Source organism: Sphingomonas pruni NBRC 15498 (genome assembly GCF_001598455.1).
GTDB classification, from domain to species: Bacteria; Pseudomonadota; Alphaproteobacteria; order Sphingomonadales; family Sphingomonadaceae; genus Sphingomonas; species Sphingomonas pruni.
The window spans coordinates 21,860-39,045 of sequence record NZ_BCYZ01000042.1 but is presented as its reverse complement, the minus strand read 5'-3'; the positions used below and the strand labels follow the sequence as shown (position 1 = coordinate 39,045).

Annotated in this window: 19 protein-coding genes; 14 read left to right on the top strand and 5 right to left on the bottom strand. The window is 65.0% G+C overall.

Going from position 1 to position 17,186, the window contains the following annotated elements:
- Positions 1–38: 38 nt before the first annotated feature.
- Together SPR01S_RS13215 and SPR01S_RS13210 are read right to left on the bottom strand one after the other, a co-directional pair.
- Entirely contained in the window at positions 39–479 is a 441-nt protein-coding gene (locus tag SPR01S_RS13215) for a nucleoside deaminase (protein ID WP_066590310.1), read from the bottom strand.
- Positions 480–502: 23 nt separating this feature from the next.
- Complete coding sequence (locus SPR01S_RS13210; protein WP_066590309.1) at positions 503–790, bottom strand: hypothetical protein; 288 nt, start codon at positions 788–790, stop codon at positions 503–505.
- Between the two features lie 166 nt (positions 791–956).
- On the opposite strand from SPR01S_RS13210, the gene rpmB reads away from it, so the two are divergent.
- A complete protein-coding gene (rpmB, locus tag SPR01S_RS13205; RefSeq protein WP_066590308.1) occupies positions 957–1,253 on the top strand; it encodes a 50S ribosomal protein L28 in 297 nt (98 codons plus the stop codon).
- Positions 1,254–1,371: 118 nt separating this feature from the next.
- On the opposite strand, the gene SPR01S_RS13200 is transcribed toward rpmB, so the two are convergent.
- Positions 1,372–2,352, bottom strand: a complete 981-nt coding sequence (locus SPR01S_RS13200; protein ID WP_066590307.1) for an esterase-like activity of phytase family protein — start codon at positions 2,350–2,352, stop codon at positions 1,372–1,374.
- Positions 2,353–2,531: 179 nt separating this feature from the next.
- Between SPR01S_RS13200 and SPR01S_RS13195 the strand changes: the two genes are divergently transcribed.
- The 12 genes from SPR01S_RS13195 (at position 2,532) to SPR01S_RS13140 (ending at position 14,372) form a co-directional block, all read left to right on the top strand.
- Entirely contained in the window at positions 2,532–2,921 is a 390-nt protein-coding gene (locus SPR01S_RS13195) for a glycine zipper 2TM domain-containing protein (protein ID WP_066590306.1), read from the top strand.
- 313 nt (positions 2,922–3,234) lie between these two features.
- Complete coding sequence (locus tag SPR01S_RS13190) at positions 3,235–4,260, top strand: LacI family DNA-binding transcriptional regulator (RefSeq protein ID WP_066590305.1); 1,026 nt, start codon at positions 3,235–3,237, stop codon at positions 4,258–4,260.
- Between the two features lie 191 nt (positions 4,261–4,451).
- The gene (locus tag SPR01S_RS13185; protein ID WP_066590304.1) at positions 4,452–5,708 is read left to right on the top strand and encodes an MFS transporter; all 1,257 of its coding nucleotides are present in this window, start codon (positions 4,452–4,454) and stop codon (positions 5,706–5,708) included.
- Positions 5,709–5,728: 20 nt separating this feature from the next.
- The gene (locus SPR01S_RS13180) at positions 5,729–6,868 is read left to right on the top strand and encodes a Gfo/Idh/MocA family protein (RefSeq protein WP_066590303.1); all 1,140 of its coding nucleotides are present in this window, start codon (positions 5,729–5,731) and stop codon (positions 6,866–6,868) included.
- The gene (locus SPR01S_RS13175) at positions 6,865–7,962 is read left to right on the top strand and encodes a sugar phosphate isomerase/epimerase family protein (RefSeq protein WP_066590302.1); all 1,098 of its coding nucleotides are present in this window, start codon (positions 6,865–6,867) and stop codon (positions 7,960–7,962) included. The genes SPR01S_RS13180 and SPR01S_RS13175 overlap by 4 nt, the downstream gene beginning before the upstream one ends.
- Complete coding sequence (locus tag SPR01S_RS13170; protein ID WP_066590301.1) at positions 7,962–8,348, top strand: c-type cytochrome; 387 nt, start codon at positions 7,962–7,964, stop codon at positions 8,346–8,348. The genes SPR01S_RS13175 and SPR01S_RS13170 overlap by 1 nt, the downstream gene beginning before the upstream one ends.
- A 16-nt stretch (positions 8,349–8,364) precedes the next feature.
- Complete coding sequence (locus SPR01S_RS13165; RefSeq protein WP_066590300.1) at positions 8,365–9,288, top strand: hydroxypyruvate isomerase family protein; 924 nt, start codon at positions 8,365–8,367, stop codon at positions 9,286–9,288.
- 40 nt (positions 9,289–9,328) lie between these two features.
- A complete protein-coding gene (locus SPR01S_RS13160; RefSeq protein WP_066590299.1) occupies positions 9,329–9,898 on the top strand; it encodes a gluconate 2-dehydrogenase subunit 3 family protein in 570 nt (189 codons plus the stop codon).
- Entirely contained in the window at positions 9,895–10,731 is an 837-nt protein-coding gene (locus SPR01S_RS13155) for a sugar phosphate isomerase/epimerase family protein (protein ID WP_066590298.1), read from the top strand. The genes SPR01S_RS13160 and SPR01S_RS13155 overlap by 4 nt, the downstream gene beginning before the upstream one ends.
- 24 nt (positions 10,732–10,755) lie before the next feature.
- Positions 10,756–12,441, top strand: a complete 1,686-nt coding sequence (locus tag SPR01S_RS13150; RefSeq protein WP_066590297.1) for a GMC oxidoreductase — start codon at positions 10,756–10,758, stop codon at positions 12,439–12,441.
- 56 nt (positions 12,442–12,497) lie between these two features.
- Positions 12,498–13,277 carry a 3-keto-disaccharide hydrolase gene (locus tag SPR01S_RS13145; RefSeq protein ID WP_218016757.1) on the top strand — a complete coding sequence of 260 codons (780 nt, stop codon included), beginning with the start codon at positions 12,498–12,500 and terminating at the stop codon, positions 13,275–13,277.
- Positions 13,278–13,355: 78 nt separating this feature from the next.
- The gene (locus SPR01S_RS13140; RefSeq protein ID WP_066590295.1) at positions 13,356–14,372 is read left to right on the top strand and encodes an LLM class flavin-dependent oxidoreductase; all 1,017 of its coding nucleotides are present in this window, start codon (positions 13,356–13,358) and stop codon (positions 14,370–14,372) included.
- A 98-nt stretch (positions 14,373–14,470) separates the two neighbouring features.
- On the opposite strand, the gene SPR01S_RS13135 is transcribed toward SPR01S_RS13140, so the two are convergent.
- The gene (locus SPR01S_RS13135; RefSeq protein WP_066590294.1) at positions 14,471–15,376 is read right to left on the bottom strand and encodes an AraC family transcriptional regulator; all 906 of its coding nucleotides are present in this window, start codon (positions 15,374–15,376) and stop codon (positions 14,471–14,473) included.
- Positions 15,377–15,474: 98 nt separating this feature from the next.
- On the opposite strand from SPR01S_RS13135, the gene SPR01S_RS13130 reads away from it, so the two are divergent.
- Positions 15,475–16,224 (top strand): SDR family oxidoreductase, encoded by a 750-nt coding sequence (locus tag SPR01S_RS13130; protein ID WP_066590293.1) that lies wholly within the window; start codon positions 15,475–15,477, stop codon positions 16,222–16,224.
- A 12-nt stretch (positions 16,225–16,236) separates the two neighbouring features.
- Here SPR01S_RS13130 and SPR01S_RS13125 read toward each other — a convergent pair whose 3' ends face one another.
- Positions 16,237–17,136 (bottom strand): ROK family protein, encoded by a 900-nt coding sequence (locus SPR01S_RS13125; RefSeq protein WP_174531895.1) that lies wholly within the window; start codon positions 17,134–17,136, stop codon positions 16,237–16,239.
- Positions 17,137–17,186: the final 50 nt, after the last annotated feature.

Genomic DNA, 17,186 nt, shown 5'->3' with positions numbered 1-17,186 from the left:
CCCCCCCCCCCCCGCCCCTCCCGCAAGCGGGAGGGGAGTTACATCCCGCCACCTCGCCGGATCGCAAAGAAATCGCGCAACAGCCGCGCAGCTTCCTCCTCGCCGATCCCGGGATAGATTTCCGGCCGATGGTGCACCGTCGGTTGCGCGAACAGGCGCGGGCCGTGCTCGACCGCGCCGCCCTTGGGATCCGGCGCGCCGTAATAGAGCCTAGCGATTCGCGCATGGGCGATCGCCCCGGCGCACATCGCGCAGGGCTCCAGCGTCACCCACAGATCGCAATCGCTCAGGCGGTCGTCGCCGATCGCTTCGGCGGCGGCGCGAATCGCCAGCATCTCGGCATGCGCGGTGGGGTCGTGACGCGTGCGCGGCGCGTTGGCGGCGGTGGCGATGACGCGGCCGTCCAATACAACCACCGCGCCGACGGGGACTTCCCCCATCGTCGCGGCGGCGGCGGCCGCATCGAGAGCGGCACGCATCGGCTGAGGCAGCTGGAACCCGGCTATTGCGGCGCCGCCGAATTGGCCGGAGGCGTACCGGGCTTGTCGACATGGATCGTCGGCACCTTGATCGTCTTGCTGGTGGTGGTCACCGTCGGGACCTCTACCGTCTTGTTTTCGGTGCCGAAATTGACCGTCGCCATATTGGCGTTGACCTGGGGCGCTTGCCCACCTTCCAGCTTGACGGTCGGCAGCGAGCCCGGCCGACCGTTGATCGAGATCATTCCAAAGGCCAATAGCGCGATCAGGATGAGGGCGGCGATGCCGACCAGAGCGAGCAGGAAGCGCATTATAACCGTCTCCTAGAAATCGAATCGTTCGCGTAATCAACGTTCCGTCACAAGAGCAGGTTGCACGGAAAAGCGCGAATCTGTTGACCCGCCGACCGACAGACGCTATCGGCGCCACCTTTCCGGGGTCAGGTTCGTCTTGGCCCGAAACTCAGGATTGATAGCGATGTCGCGCATTTGCGAGCTGACCGGCAAGGGCCGGCAGGTGGGTCACAACGTTTCCCACGCCAACAACAAGACCAAGCGGACGTTCCTGCCCAATTTGCAGAACGTCACCTTGCTGTCGGACGCGCTGGGCACCAGCGTCAGGCTGCGCGTGTCGACGCACGGCATTCGCTCGGTCGAGCATGTCGGCGGTCTCGACAACTGGCTGATCAAGACCAGCGACGAGGATCTTTCGCTGCGCGCGCGGCGCCTGAAGCGCGACGTCAAGAAGAAGCTGGGCGAAACCCAGGCCGCGTAATCGCGCCGGTCCGGCCCGCCCGGACCCCCAGCGAATCGCCACCGGCTCGCTCTCCCCGGCGGAGAGCGGGCCGGAGCCGTTTCTGCGAGGTGCGTAGGCGTTCGGTGGACGATCGCTGCTATAGATCCAGCCGGAACTTCATCAGCAGCGTCCGCTGCAGGATCAGCAGATTGTCGTCGCTGACCATCCAGACCATCGTCGCGCCGTTTTCCCGGGTGATCGCCAGCCCTTCGAAATTGTCGACCGTCAGCGGCGGCGCCAGCCGGGCGATCTCGCGCCCGCGAATCGTGACTCCGGGGCGGATATGACGCGGATCGATCAGGGTCAGCACGACGCTCCACCGAAAGGGTAGGTCGAGCCGGCGGTTGAGGATCAACACGCGGCCGTCGGGCAACTCGGTCGCGTCCGAAGGGTCATAGCCTTCGGGCGGCAGGTAACCGAACTCGAACCCCTTTAACGGCCTCTCGATCGGATCGCGGTCGAAGATCAGCGCGCTGCGCGCCTGGCTCGGCAAGCGACGGTTGGTCTCGGCGATCACCAGAAAGCGCCCGTCGTGCAGCCGCACCATCGATTCTGCGCCCCCGTTCACCGACCAATCGGCCATCGGACGCGGCGCGACCATTTGCGCGGGCAAGGTCAGCCCGGGCGAATAGCGCCAGATCTGATTATACCCTTCATAGCCTACCCAGACCTGGCCGCTCGACGGGTCGCGGGTCATCGATTCGCTGTCGCGCTCTTCCTTTCGCCAGCCGTTCCCCGGCCCCACGGGCAAATCGCCGAACGCACGCGCACTCAGCCGAAATCGCTCGTCGATCCGGAATCGTACGATCGTCCCCCCGTCGCTGAGCAGGGTGAACAGCCCATGGTCGATCGTCATCGACGAATAGCCGCCGAACGCGAGATCGCGGCTGGTCAGGTCGACGCCGCCGATAAAGGTGAGCGCCCCGACTTTGACATGCTTCGGATCGGCGGGATCGAGCAGCACGGGCGTTGCGGTCAGGTCGGGCACGCGCCCCAGCATCGGCCGCTCGGGGGTACCGCTCCACTGACACAACAGCGCCAGCACGAGCATCAGGGAATAGCGGGTGCGGCGGCGCATCGCGATCTCTCATAGCCGCCCCGGCGCCGCCCGCCAGCCTGAACCGCGGATAACGGACGCATTCAGCCTTGGCTCAATGCGACTCGGGCAAAACGCATTCATCGACACGGAATGGGCAGACGGAAATCGCCGGAGCCCGCGACCGATCGACGGATGAATTTTTGAGACGGAGACAACCCATGCTGAAGACACTTTCGCTCGTTGGCGCCGCGCTCGCGATGACTGCCGGTGCCGTGGTTCCCCTCGCCCCGGCGCAGGCGCAGCGGTACGGCTATGATCGGTCGTACAACGACGGCTACAACCGCGGCGGCTATTATGACGGCTACAACCGCAGCTATCGCGGATACGATCGCAGCTACCGTGGCTATGACCGCAGCTATCGTGCGCGCCAGAAGTGCAATGATGGCGATGGCGGCACGATCGTCGGCGCGATCGCCGGCGGCCTGCTCGGCAACACGGTGGCAGGACGTGGCGACCGCACGATCGGCACCATCCTTGGCGCCGGCGTAGGCGCCCTGGCCGGCCGCGCGATCGATCGCTCGGATCGCCCCGGTTACTGCCGCCGCTAATCCCGAACAGTCGAGTTCTCCCGCGTAGCGTATCCGGGAGAGACGGTCCCCTCGCGTAGCGTATGAGGGCGGAGGCCGGTCCCGAAAGGGGCCGGCCTCTTGTGTTGCGGGGCCGTCGGATGCCGCAAACCGTTCGGCCGACGGTTTTGCGGACCGGGCAACGCGATGGCCGAAAGATCGAAATTGCCCGGCGGCGATGGGGGCTTGTCAATTGAACGGCCGATCGCAAATGTACCGTGATGGTTTGCCACGGACTGCTCATTGCTCAGCCAGATCGTCGCGTTGCGGCCATCGCTCTCGATATTCCCTTCCCATGACAACTATTCGCGACGTCGCGCAGGCCGCCGGCGTCTCGAGAGCAACGGCCGCCCGCGTGCTGTCGGCGCCCGAATTGGTCGCGGAAGCCACGCGGCACCGCGTGCTGAAGGCGGTGCAGGAGCTTGGCTATAGCCGCAATTCGGTGGCGGCGAGCCTGCGCACCACTCGCACCGGCCGGATCATCGTGACCGTCCCGGACATCTCCAATCCCTTCTTCTCGCGCGTCATTCGCGGCGTCGAGGAAGCGGCGCAGAAAGCGGGCTATGCGGTCCTGCTGGGCGATACGCGCAACGAGCGCGAGCGCGAGGAACAATATGCCGACATGCTCAATCGCCGAGAGGCGGACGGCATCATCTTCCTCGGGCACCGCCTGCCCACGGTCCTGGCGACCATCCTCGAACGCGACGGCAGCCGGGCGCCGATCGTCAACGGCTGCGAGTTCACGCCATCGCTTGGCGTGTCGAGCGCCCATATCGACAATGCGGGTGCGGGCTATGATGTCATGCAATCGCTCTATCGACTGGGCCATCGCGACGTCGCGGTCATCATCGGACCCGCCGACAGTCCGCTGACCCGGGATCGCCTGGCCGGCGCGCAGAAGGCGGCGGAGGATCAGGGCCTGGCCGCCCACCTCGTGATCGAGAATGGCGACTTCTCCATCGAATCCGGTCGTCGCGCGGCGATGGCTCTGTTCTCGCGCGCGCCACGCCCCACCGCCATTTTCTGCTTCAGCGACGAGATGGCGATCGGGACCTTGGCGGCGGCGCGGTCCCTCGGAATTTCATGCCCGAACGACGTCTCGGTCGTCGGCTTCGACGACATCCAGATGGCGCGCTATGTCGATCCGCCGCTTGCCACCGTGCGCCAGCCGATGGCGGAAATCGGTCGGAAGACGGTCGAGCTGTTGCTCGACATATTGGGCGGTCGGCAGACCCAGCCGGTCTATGCCACCCTCCCCTATGAGATCATCGCCCGGCAAAGCATGGGCTCCGTCCCCAGGCAATCGTCGACCCCTTCCTGACCCAGCGCGCATGCCCCCGTCAGATTTTTGCGCTTGCAATGAGATCGATCTCATGATTGTTTTACCTAATCGAGGACTCGGCGAAGATCGAGGCAAGTGACGGTAACGGGTGGCGTTTTTCTCTAATCGCCAGATTCCTGCCGGGTGAGAGGTCGCCAAGGTCATGCCTTGGCTCTGAAGGGGTGCTGCACATGGTCAAATTGCGGCTGTCGATCATGATGTTCGCGCAATATTTCGCGTGGGGCGTCTGGCTCGTTCCGCTCAGCACTTATATGAGCAAGGGCCTGCATTTCGACACGATCATCGGCGCTGCCTATGGCATGGTCGGTATCGCGACGATCGCCTCCACTTTGTTCGTCGGGATGATCGCGGACCGCTTCATGGCGGCCGAGAAGCTGTTGAGCATCCTGTCGATCTGCGCGGGCGTCGCGCTATTCTGGCTGTCCACCATCCAGACTTCGCCGTCGCTCTTCCTGTTCGGCTGCCTGCTCCATTTCCTGTTCTACGCATCGACCATTCCCCTCGCGACCGCGATCGCGTTCAACTCGATGACCGATATCGCCAAGGAGTTTCCGGGCGTCCGGGTGTGGGGCACGATCGGCTGGATCGTGGCAGGCCTGCTGGTCGGCGTGATCGCCGGAGCGGCGCAAACCGCTCTGCCGATGCGGATGGCGGCGATCGTCTATATCGCACTCGGCCTCTATGCCCTCACCCTGCCGAACACCCCGCCGCGCGCCCGCGGGCGGATCGTCAGCCCTTCGGCGGTGCTGGGACTGGACGTCATCCTGCGCCATCGCGAGGCGGCGTTCTGGGTCTTCATCGCCTGCACCCTGGCGCTGATGACGCCGAGAAGCTTCTACGATGCCTATGGCAACACCTTCTTCGCCGACAAGGACCTGCACCTGACATTGTTCGGGACGCGGATCGAGGCGACCGGCATCCAAACGGCGGGGCAGATCTTCGAGTCCCTGATCCTGGTCAGCCTGCCGTTCGTGCTCCTCCGGCTGGGCATCAAATGGGTGCTGGTGGTCGGAATGGGCGCCTGGGCGGTTCGCTTCCTGTTGTTCGGATTCGGCTACCAGGGCTCGACCGCGATCATGCCGATGGTGCTGCTCGGCATCATCATCCACGGCATCTGCTACGACTTCCTGATCGTGTCGGGGCAGATCTATGTCGATCGCAAGTTCGACGCCGAGGCTCGATCCCGCGCGCAATCCTTCTTCAACCTGATCACTCAGGGCATCGGCATCGTGATCGGCTCCAATATCGCCGGCTTGGTCTACGGCCTGAACGCCAATGCCGACGGCAGTCACGACTGGCGCGCGATCTGGATGGTGCCGGCGGTGATCGCCTTCGTCGCGATGGTACTCTTCGCCCTCGCCTTCCGCGAGAAGCTGGCTCCACCCCAGGACGAGCAGTCCGGCGCGGCCGCGCCCGTGCTCCCCTGACGGTCCGGGACGGATTTTCGATGACCCAGAAAATTCTCAGGCTCGGATTGGTCGGCGGCGGCCCAGGCAGCTTCATCGGCCCGGTGCATCGTATGGCCGCTTGCCTCGACGCGCGCTTCGTACTGGCTGCCGGCGCCTTCAGCCGGACACTGGAGAAGTCTCGCCAGCAGGCCGCCCGATGGGGTCTCGCGGAAGAGCGGGCCTATGACGGCATCGAGGGTTTGATCGCGGGCGAGCGCGGACGCGACGACGGCGTGCAGGCGATCGCCATCGCGACGCCGAACGACAGCCATTTCGCGATCGCCAAGGCGGCGCTGGAAGCCGGTCTCCCGGTGATCTGCGACAAGCCCATGACCGCGACCCTGGCCGAGGCCGAGGCGCTGGCTCCGATCGTCGCGCGATCGGGCCGCCCCTTCGCGCTCACCTACACCTATACCGGCTATGCGATGATCCGCGAGGCGCGGGCGCGGATCGCCGACGGCGCGATCGGCCGGGTGCGCAAGATCATGGTCGACTATCCGCAAGGGTGGCTGTCGGAGCGCATCGAAGGCGACAATCTCCAGGCGAGCTGGCGGACGAATCCCGCCCGGGCCGGCACGGGCGGCGCCATCGGCGATATCGGCGTCCACGCCTTCCAGCTCGCGGAATATGTCAGCGGCCTGCGCGCCATGGAACTGATCGCGGACCTTCCCCGCGTGGTCGCAGGGCGGCAGCTCGACGACGACTGCAACGTCCTGTTGCACTTTACCGGTGGCGTACCCGGCGTCCTGACCGCCTCGCAGATCGCCACGGGAGAACGCAACGGGCTGCGCCTGCGCATCTATGGCGAGAAAGGCGGCCTCGAATGGTGCCATGACGCGCCAGGCGACCTGATCCTGCGCTGGCCGGACTCGCGGACCGAGATCATCCATGCCGGAGGGCCGGGCCTGCATTCGGCTGCGCAAGGGGCAACCCGGTTGCCGAGCGGACATCCGGAGGGTTTCATCGAGGCATTTGCGACGCTCTACCGGGATTTCGCCGACATGATCGACGGCGCGGACGACAGGAACGGTCTCCTGCCCGGCATCGACGACGGCCTGCGGTCCGCGCGTTTCATCGATTGCGCGATCCGCTCGAACGAAGCCCGCGCCTGGATGTCCGTCCCCGGAGATGCACGATGAAGACGATCAAGGGGCCCGGCATCTTCCTGGCCCAGTTCCTGTCCGATCAGCCGCCGTTCGACACGCTGGATCATCTGGCGGAATGGGCTGCCGGGCTTGGATTCGTGGCGGTCCAGATCCCCTGCACGCCGCAATTGATCGACCTCGCGACGGCAGCGGAGAGCCAGGCCTATTGCGACGATCTCCGCGCCACGCTCGACAAGCACGGCATCGTGGCGAGCGAGCTTTCCACGCACCTCCAGGGCCAGCTGGTGGCGGTCCATCCTGCCTATGACAGTCTGTTCGACGGATTCGCCGCCGAGCAGGTGCGCGGCAAGCCGGCCGAGCGCCAGGCCTGGGCGGTCGAGCAGGTGAAGCTCGCCGCGCGGGCCAGCCAACGGCTGGGGCTCGACGCGCATGCGACCTTCTCGGGCGCGCTGGCCTGGCCCTATTTCTATCCCTGGCCGCAACGCCCCGCCGGGCTGATCGACGAGGCGTTCGCCGAGCTCGGCAAGCGCTGGCGGCCGATCCTCGACATATTCGAGGATTGCGGCGTCGATTGCGCCTTCGAAATCCATCCGGGGGAGGATCTGCACGACGGCGTAACCTTCGAGCGGTTCCTCGACACCGTCGACCAGCATCCGCGCGCCCGGATCCTTTACGATCCCAGCCATTTCGTGCTGCAGCAACTCGACTATCTCGCCTTTCTCGACATCTATCACGAGCGGATCAGTTGCTTCCACGTCAAGGATGCGGAGTTCCGGCCGAACGGGCGATCCGGCGTCTATGGCGGCTATCAGAATTGGGTGGACCGCCCCGGCCGCTTCCGCTCGCTGGGCGACGGCCAGATCGACTTCGGCGCGATCTTCTCGAAAATGGCGGCCTACGACTTTGCGGGTTGGGCCGTGCTCGAATGGGAATGCGCGCTCAAGCATCCCGAAGACGGGGCCCGCGAGGGTGCGCCGTTCATCAAGAACCATATCATCCGGGTCACTCCCCATGCCTTCGATGATTTCGCGTCGAGCGGCACCGACCGCAGCGCCAATCGCGCGCTGATGGGCCTCGATCCGCAAGCGGCGACCGTCACCGGGACCCTATCTCCAGGAGAGCATTGATGAAGTCGATCTACAGCCTGGCCGCTGCCCCTGCTCTGATGGCAGCCATCGCGGTCTTCGCGGTACCGTCCGGCGCGCAAAGCACTCCGGCGGGTGCCCAGGCCTTCGGCATGTGCACGGCCTGTCATACGGTCACCAAGGGCGGCCGCAACGGAATCGGCCCCAATCTCTCCGGCCTGATCGGCCGACGTGCCGGGTCCGTTCCGGGCTTCAGCTATTCGGCCGCGATGAAGGGGTCGGGCCTGACATGGGATGCCAAGACGCTCGACCAATTCCTGGCCGCACCGATGAAGAAGGTTCCGGGCACGAAGATGCCGATCAGCGTCTCCGATCCGGCCAAGCGCGCTGCGGTGATCGCCTATCTGACGACGGCAACGGCCAAATAGGCGGAGGATAGAAAAGATGCCGCGACACCTGACACCCTCCCGCCGCTCCGTCCTGGCCGGGACCCTGGCGGGGCTCGGCGCGGCGAGCTATGCGCGTGCGGCCGGGACATCGCGAAACGCCGCGCGCTTCGCCCTCAAGTTCGCGCCGCACGAAGGCAGCTTCGCCAGCCGGGGCGGCCTGATCGAGCAGATCGCCTATGCCGCCGATCAGGGCTTCACCGCCTGGGAAGACAATGAGGCCGCCGCGCGGCCCGTCGCCGAGCAGGAAGCCATGGGCAAGGCGCTGCGGCAGCGCGGCATGACGATGGGCGTGCTGGTCGCGAGCATGCCGAAATGGGGTCAGTATCGGCCGCTGCTGGGCTCGGGCGACCGCGCCGAGCAGGATGCCATGCTCGCCGACATCCGCCGCTCCGTCGATGTCGCCAAGCGGATCGACGCGAAGTGGATGACCGTCGTCACCGGTTTCATGGATCCCAAGGTGCCGGTCGACATTCAGACCGCGCGGATCATCGAGGTGATGCGGCGCGCGGGCGATATCGCCGCCCAAAACGGGCTGATCCTGGTGATGGAACCGCTCAACACGATCACCAACCACCCCAACATCTTCATGCGCACGATCCCGCAGGGTTATGCGATCGCCACGGGCGTCGCCAATCCGGCGGTCAAGGTGCTTGCCGATCTCTATCATGCCCAGATTCAGGCGGGGAATTTGATCCCGACGCTCGAAACCTGCTGGAGCGAGATCGCCTATATCCAGTTCGGCGACAACCCGGGCCGGCTGGAGCCGAGCACCGGCGAGATCAACCACCACAACATCGTCCGCTGGCTGAAAGGGCGCCGGTACGACGGCGTGATCGGCATGGAGCATGGCAACTCGCTCGCCGGCCGCGCGGGGGAAGACCGGCTGATCGCCGCCTATCGGGAGATCGACGCGGCATGAAGAGCGACACCCAGATCTCGCATCGGCCCGGAGGCCCACAATGATAGACCGTAGAACCGCCCTTGCCGGCATGGCCGCCTTGTTCGGCGCTCCGCTGTTCGCGCCGATCGCGCGCGCGGCCGGGCTGGTCGGAAAGGATTCGCGTCCCGTCATCAGCGAAGGGCCGCCAAGCGTGCAGGTCTTCACCGCGCCGCAACGCGCGCTGATGACGCAACTAAGCGAACGTGTCATTCCGACGACCGATACGCCCGGCGCGATCAAGGCGGGCGTGCCCGACTATATCGAAAAGCTGCTCGCCGATTGGGCGCTTCCCCAGGAGAGGATTCCGATCCTGGCCGGACTCGACGCGATCGAGGCCAAGTGTATTCAGGACTATAAGGTGCCGACCGCCCAGGCGACGCCCGAGCAACTCGACGCGCTGCTCACGGCCGCGATGAACGCGCAATTCGCCGACGGCGCTCCCTTCTTCGTGGCGTTCCGGCAGCTCGTGATCACCGGATATTACACGTCCGAAATCGGGATGACGCAGGAGCAGGAATATCTGCCCGTCCCCGGCGAATATCACGGCGACTATCTCTATTCCAACGTCAACAAGGTCTACACGGCATGACGATCGATCGACGCACCTTCGTTGTGAGCATGGGCACGATAATGGCGGCAAGCAGCATCGCGGGTCTCGCGCGCGCCGCGCAGGTCCGCAAGGTCGGGTTGCAGCTCTATACGGTACGCGAAATCTTCCAGAGCGACCCGGTCGGGACGCTCGAGAAGGTCGCCCGTATCGGCTATCGCGAGGTCGAGTTCGGCGGCGGCAATTACGACAGCATGGACCACGCGCTGCTGCGCCGGACGATGGACCGGCTGCAGCTGTCCGCGCCGTCGCTTCACGTGTCCTATGACATGCTGCTGACCAAATTCGCCGATGCCGCGAAGATGGCGAAGACGCTGGGCGCCGATACGATCGTCATGCCCTGGCTGCCCCCTGAGCTTCGCACCGACGCCGGGTTCGGCGGCGTGGTGGAGAATATGAACCGGTTCGCCAAGCAGGCGCGCGATGCGGGGCTCGGCCTTGCTTATCACAATCACGATTTCGAGTTCACCACCAGCTTCGGCGGCACTTCGCTCTATGATCGCCTGGTCGGAGGCACCGACCCGTCGTTGGTGAAGCTGGAGCTCGACCTCTATTGGGCGGTTCACGCCGGCGAGGATGCCAGCAAGCTCATCACGCGGCTCGGCAGCCGCCTCTACGCCTTCCACGTCAAGGACATGCGGGCGGACAAGACGATGACCGCCGTCGGCACCGGCACGATCGATTTCGCGGGGCTGTTCAAGCTGCCCGGCGCATCGGACGTCCGCCATTTCTATGTCGAGAATGACGAAGCACCCGCCCCCTATCTGCCGGACATCACCACCAGCTTCAGGAATCTGCGCGCGCCGCGCTTCTGATCCCCCTCTTCAAGGCATCTACCCATGGCATCCACCAGCAAATACGACGCCATCGTCATCGGTTCGGGGATCAGCGGCGGGTTCGCCGCAAAGCAACTGACCGAGAAGGGCCTGCGCGTCCTGATGCTCGACCGCGGCTTCATGGTCGAACATCAGTCGGGCTATCCCTATGACGGCAAGCCGGCCTTCGAGCTCCCTGCCCGGGGCGACGTCCCCAAGGCAATCGTCGAGAGCGATTATTTCATCGCCAAATACGGCTATCTGTCGACCAGCAACCTGCAATTCTACAATGACGACCGGCTGAACCCCTATGTCACCGACGAGGGAAGCAAGTTCCGCTGGATCCGGCCGGCGGCGGTCGGCGGCAAGTCGCTGATCTGGGGCCGCTGGTGCTTCCGCTGGAGCGCGGCCGATTTCGAGGCCAACAAGCGTGAGGGGATCGGCGGCGATTGGCCGATCCGCTATGACGATGTCGCGCCCTGGTACTCCTATGTCGAGAAATATATCGGCGTGTCCGGCTCGCGCGAGAACCTGCCTTATCTGCCCGACAGCGAGTTCCAGCCGCCGATGCCGATGAACGTGGCCGAAAAATGGGTGAAGGGCCGATTGGAAAGCGCGTTCCCCGGCCGGAAGCTGATCAACGCCCGGCTCTCGAACATGACCGAGGACAAGCCCGAGCAGAATCGCAGCAAATGCCAGTTCCGGGACCAATGCTCCAACGGCTGCTCGTTCGGCGCTTATTTCTCGACCCAGGCCGTCACGCTGCCGGCGGCGCGCGCGACCGGCCGCCTCACCATCCGATCCGATGCGGTCGTGTCGAACCTGGAATATGATCCCAAGTGCAAGCGCGTGACCGGCGTCCGCTTCGTCGATGCCAAAACCGGCCAGGCCGAAGTGGTGAAGGCCCCCCTCGTCTTCCTGTGCGCGTCTGCCATGGCGTCGGTCCAGATCCTGATGAACAGCCGCGCGCCGGGAACGGATAAAAGCTATTTCGACACGAGCGGCACGCTCGGCCGCTACGTCATGGATCACATCTTCCGCACGCACATCACCGGCGAGGTGCCGGGCATGACGGAATATATCGAATATGGCCGCCGACCCGGGGCGATTTACATTCCCCGTTTCCGCAACGTCGGCACGGATGACGGCGTCGGCTTCAAGCGCGGCTATGGCTATCAGGGCGGCGCAAGCCGTAGCCCGTCCAAGCCGGTCGGCTTCGGCGCGGCGATGAAGGAAGGCATGCGCCGCTACGATCCGTGGAAATTCTCGATCGGTGCGTTTGGCGAATGCCTGCCCTATGAGGACAATCGCGTCTCGCTGCATCCCACCAGGGTCGACCGGTTCGGCATTCCGCAATTGCGCTTCGACGTGACGTTCCGGGACAATGAACTGCGCATGATGGCGGATGCCCGCACGCAGGGAGAGATGATGTTGCGTCAGGCAGGCCTGGTCAACGTGACCAGCGGCGAATCCGAGCATGTTCCCGGCGAGGCGATCCACGAAATGGGCGGCGCACGGATGGGCAACGATCCGCGCACCTCGGTTCTCAACAAGTGGAACCAGGCGCATGACGCGGCCAATCTGTTCGTGACCGATGGGTCGCAGATGAACTCGATCTCCTGCGTCAATCCGTCGCTGACCTTCATGGCGCTGACGTGCCGGGCAGTGGACCATGCGGTGAAGCAGCTGCATGCCGGCGCCCTGGCTTGAGCGGCGCGGCGCCGTGGCGGTCCGCTGACCGAGACCCTATCGAAAGGATGAGCGCGATGAAATCGATCCTGCGGGGCACGAGCCTGTTGCTGGTTTTGGCCCCGTTTGCCGCCATGGCGCAGGTCGCCAAGCCGAAGCCGGAGGACACAGAAGTCTGGTCCCCGGCCGTGCCGGTGGTGACCCCCGGCAAGAGCGAGACGGCATCGCCGCCGTCGGACGCGATCGTCCTGTTCGACGGCACGTCGCTGGACCAATGGGTGAACGTGAAGGATGGCGCGGCGGCTGGCTGGACTGTCGCGGACGGCATCGCCACCGTGGCGAAGGACAAGGGCAACATCCAGACCCGCCGATCCTTCGGCAGCTACCAGCTTCACCTCGAATATCGCATTCCCGCCAATGTCACCGGCACCGGGCAGGCCCGCGGCAATAGCGGCCTGTTCCTGGCCTCTACCGGTGCGGGGGATACCGGCTACGAGCTGCAGATCTTGGACAGCTACAAGAACGACACGTATGTCAACGGCCAGGCCGGCGCGGTCTACAAGCAGTTCCCGCCGCTCGCCAATCCGGTGCGCAAGCCGGGAGAGTGGCAAAGCGTGGACGTCGTGTGGGACAAGCCGACTTTCGACGCGAAGGGGACGTTGAAGACACCGGCGCATGTCACCGCCTTCATTAACGGCGTGCTGGTCCAGGACCATGTCTCGCTGTTGGGAGAGACGCTCTATATCGGCAAGCCGAGCTACAAGACCTATGATCGCGCGCCGATCAAGCTGCAGGCCCATGGCGACCCCAGCCCGCCAATCAGCTATCGTAACATCTGGGTGCGCGACCTGGGATAAACCCCGATCTCGGATCGGAAACGGTGAAATTCCCGCGCGTGCCTTGCGGTTAGGGCGATCGGCCGCCAGCTCTCTCATATGAAGAAAATCGGCTTCCTTTCGTTCGGACATTGGTCGGCCTCGCCGCAATCGGCGACCCGCTCCGCCAGCGACGTCCTGCTGCAATCGATCGACCTGGCCGTCGCCGCCGAGGAGCTTGGCGCCGACGGTGCCTATTTCCGCGTGCACCATTTCGCGCAGCAGCTGGCATCGCCCTTTCCGCTGCTCGCGGCGATCGGTGCCAGGACCAGCCGCATCGAGATCGGCACCGGCGTGATCGACATGCGCTATGAGAATCCGTTCTACATGCTGGAGGACGCGGGCTCCTCCGACCTGATCAGCGGAGGGCGTCTGCAGCTCGGGATCAGCCGCGGTTCCCCCGAGCAGGTCATCGATGGCTGGCGGCACTTCGGCTATTCGCCGGCAGAGGGCCAGAGCGATGCCGATATGGGGCGTCGCCACGCCGAGGTATTCCTCGAACTGTTGAAGGGTGAAGGCTTCGCCCGGCCGAACCCTCGCCCGATGTTTCCCAATCCTCCCGGACTATTGCGGCTGGAGCCGCACTCCCCCGGCTTGCGCGACCGCATCTGGTGGGGTTCGGGGGCGAACGCCACCGCGATCTGGGCAGCACAGAAAGGCATGAACCTGCAAAGCTCGACGCTCAAGGCCGACGAATCAGGTGAGCCGTTCCACGTCCAGCAGGCAAAGCAGATTCGCGCTTACCGTGCGGCGTGGAAGGAGGCCGGCCACAGCCGCGAGCCTCGTGTGTCAGTGTCGCGGTCGATCTTCGCGCTGATGAACGACCAGGACCGCGCTTATTTCGGCTGTGACGGCGGTGGCGACCAGATTGGGATCATCGACAATATGCGCGCGGTGTTCGGCCGCTCCTATGCGGCGGAACCCGACCGCCTGATCGAGGAGCTGAAGGCCGACGAAGCGATCGCCGAAGCCGACACGCTGCTGCTGACCGTGCCCAACCAGCTCGGCGTGGACTATAACGCCCACGTCCTCGACAGCATCCTCAGGCACGTCGCCCCTGCGCTCGGCTGGCGATAGGACGGCGCGGTGTTCCGGGGATCGTTCAGAGCGGTATTGGCACTAGACTGACAACACCAATGCGTTGCTCGTGCGCTCCTTGCTCACCCTCTCCGTGATCAGCTGGCCGTTCCATCCCTTGCGTAGCGCGCCGGCGGCATACCCACATAACGGGCAAAAGCGGTGCTGAACGTGCTCGCGGATCCGTAGCCTACGCGGCCGGCGACCTGCGGAATCGGGAATTCGCGCGACCGCAGCAAGCGTTTGGCAAGTGCCATGCGCCAGGCGAGCAGATATTCCATCGGCGGCAGCCCGACGACGCGACTGAATCGGACGAAAAAGGCCGAGCGCGACATCGCCGCTTCGGCAGCGAGATCGGCCACCGTCCAGCCGCGAGCCGGCTTCGCATGCATCGCCCGCAAGGCCGCAGCTACGCGCTCGTCGGATAGGCCGCGCGCCAGGCTCGGCACCGAACTGGTGTCGGCGCCAGAGCGCAACGCTTCGATCAGCAGCACCTCCAGCAGGCGTTCGAGCACCAGCTCACGCCCCGGCCGCGATCGACGGGTCTCGTCGCCAACCAAGTGCATCAAGGTCGCGAGCCGCGGCTCGTCGCGCACCACCACCATTGCCGGCAGCAGCGATACCAGGAGCGCGGCGTCGGGCGACGCGAAGCTGCACAATCCGACCTGCATCCTGAGGTTGACCGGCGTGTCCGGCCGACCGACGCGAAAGCGCCCTTCGCCGAGTTCGACCGGCAGCATGTCGATCCCGTGAGGTGGCGCGTCGACGCTCTCGATGGTTTGATCGTTGGTCGACGGCGACAGCACGAAATCGCCGGCGCGCACGACGATCGGCGGCTGGTTCGCGGCGATCACGCGGCATTCGCCTTCCAGCACGGCGAAATAGACCGGCTTGCCTTCGACATCGCGGCGGATTCGCCAGCGCCCGGCATATTCGACCAGCTTGGAGAAGCTGGCCGACGGCTGGAGCAGGGTCACGATCTCGGCAAGCGGATCCACGGTCATTTCAGGACTATCGCAAATTTATTTGAGACGTTCACCCATAGAAGGTATCGGTCACCGAAGCCATCTCCGGATCACCTTCAACACTTCCGGAGCATCTCATGCCCAGCGTCCTCATCACCGGCTGTTCGTCGGGTTTCGGCCTCGAAACGGCGAAATTGTTCCTCGATCGCGGCTGGAAGGTGATCGCCACGATGCGCACGCCCCGGAGCGATATCCTGCCGGCGTCCGACAATCTCATCATCCTGCCGCTCGACGTCACCGATGCCGCAAGCGTCGCCGGCGCGATGGAGAAGGCCGGCGATATCGACGTCCTGGTCAACAATGCGGGATTCGGCGCAGCCGTGCCGATCGAGCTGATCGAGCCGGAGACGGCGCGCCAATTGTTCGAGACCAACACGTTGGGCACACTGGCCATGCTGCAGGCGGTGCTTCCGCAGTTCCGTGCGCGGCGGTCTGGTGTGATCGTCAACGTCACTTCCACCGTGACGCTCAAGCCCCTGCCGCTGGTCAGCGTCTATCGCGCGAGCAAAGCGGCGGTGAATGCGCTCACTGAAAGCTTGGCGGTCGAGATGGAGCCGTTCGGCGTGCGCGTACACATCGTGCTCCCCGGACGTTCGCCCGAAACCGAGTTCGGCGAGAATGCGATGCCGCACCTGCGGGGGCTGGACAATCCGGACTACAAGCCGCTGATCGAGGGAATGATCGCCAATTTCCGAGAGGATAGCGGTCCGGTGACGCACGCGCGCGACGTGGCGCAGGCGGTCTGGCAGGCGGCCACCGACGTCAATGCTCCGCTCGAGATTCCGGCGGGGGCTGATGCCGTGCAGTGGATGGCCGAGGCCGGTTGATCCGACACCCTCTCAACCGGCGGCGTTGGCGGCGAGCGCGATCGAGCCGAGCGGACCGGCGAGATCGCCCAGCCGCGGGGCAACGACATAGTCGCCGCCGCCGGGGAGAGGCATATAGCCCGCAAGGCTCTCGATCAGCGCCGCGTTGACCCGGTCGAGCAAATGCGGCTGGCCCGATACGACCCCGCCACCCATCGCGATCCGATAAGGCCCGGTCGCACAGACTAATGCATGGCACATAACGGCGAGCGTGTGGACGATCGGGTCCCATACCGGATCGTCGGGCGACAGATCCGCTGGCGACCGCCCGTCCAGCCGGGCAAGCAGTGCCGGTCCCGAGGCGAGGCCCTCGACGCAATCGTCATGATAAGAGCATGCGCTCTTCACCTGATCGATCGGCAGACGCGGCACCCGGATATGTCCCAATTCGCTGTGTCCGATGCCGCGCGTGGGCCGGCCGTGAACGATCAGGCCGACGCCGACACCGGTGCCGACCGTGACATAGGCGAAGTCGCTCAGCCCTTGGCCGCTGCCCCAACGGATCTCCGCCAAAGCGGCGCCATTGACGTCGGTGTCGAACCCGACCGGCACGGAAAAGAGCGCAGACAGGATGCCGCGGACATCCGCGCCCGACCATCCCGGCTTGTTGGTGCTGGTGATCCGGCCATAACGATCGGAATCGGGGTCGAGGTCGAGTGGGCCGAACGAGGCGATGCCGATCGCGGCGAAGCCGTGGCCCTGCTCCCAGTCCGACAGGATCGCGCAGATCGCGGGCAAGGTCTCGGACGGCGAGGTGGTCGGCACGGTCCGCTGATCGACGATCGCATCGGGACCATAGGCCAGCGTGCATACGCATTTCGTGCCGCCAAGCTCGACGCCGGCAAACAACGGAGACGACTCTTCGGCGCTCATCGAGCCACCGCGTTCATCGTCAGCAAACACCACGCAAACATCATTGAAAC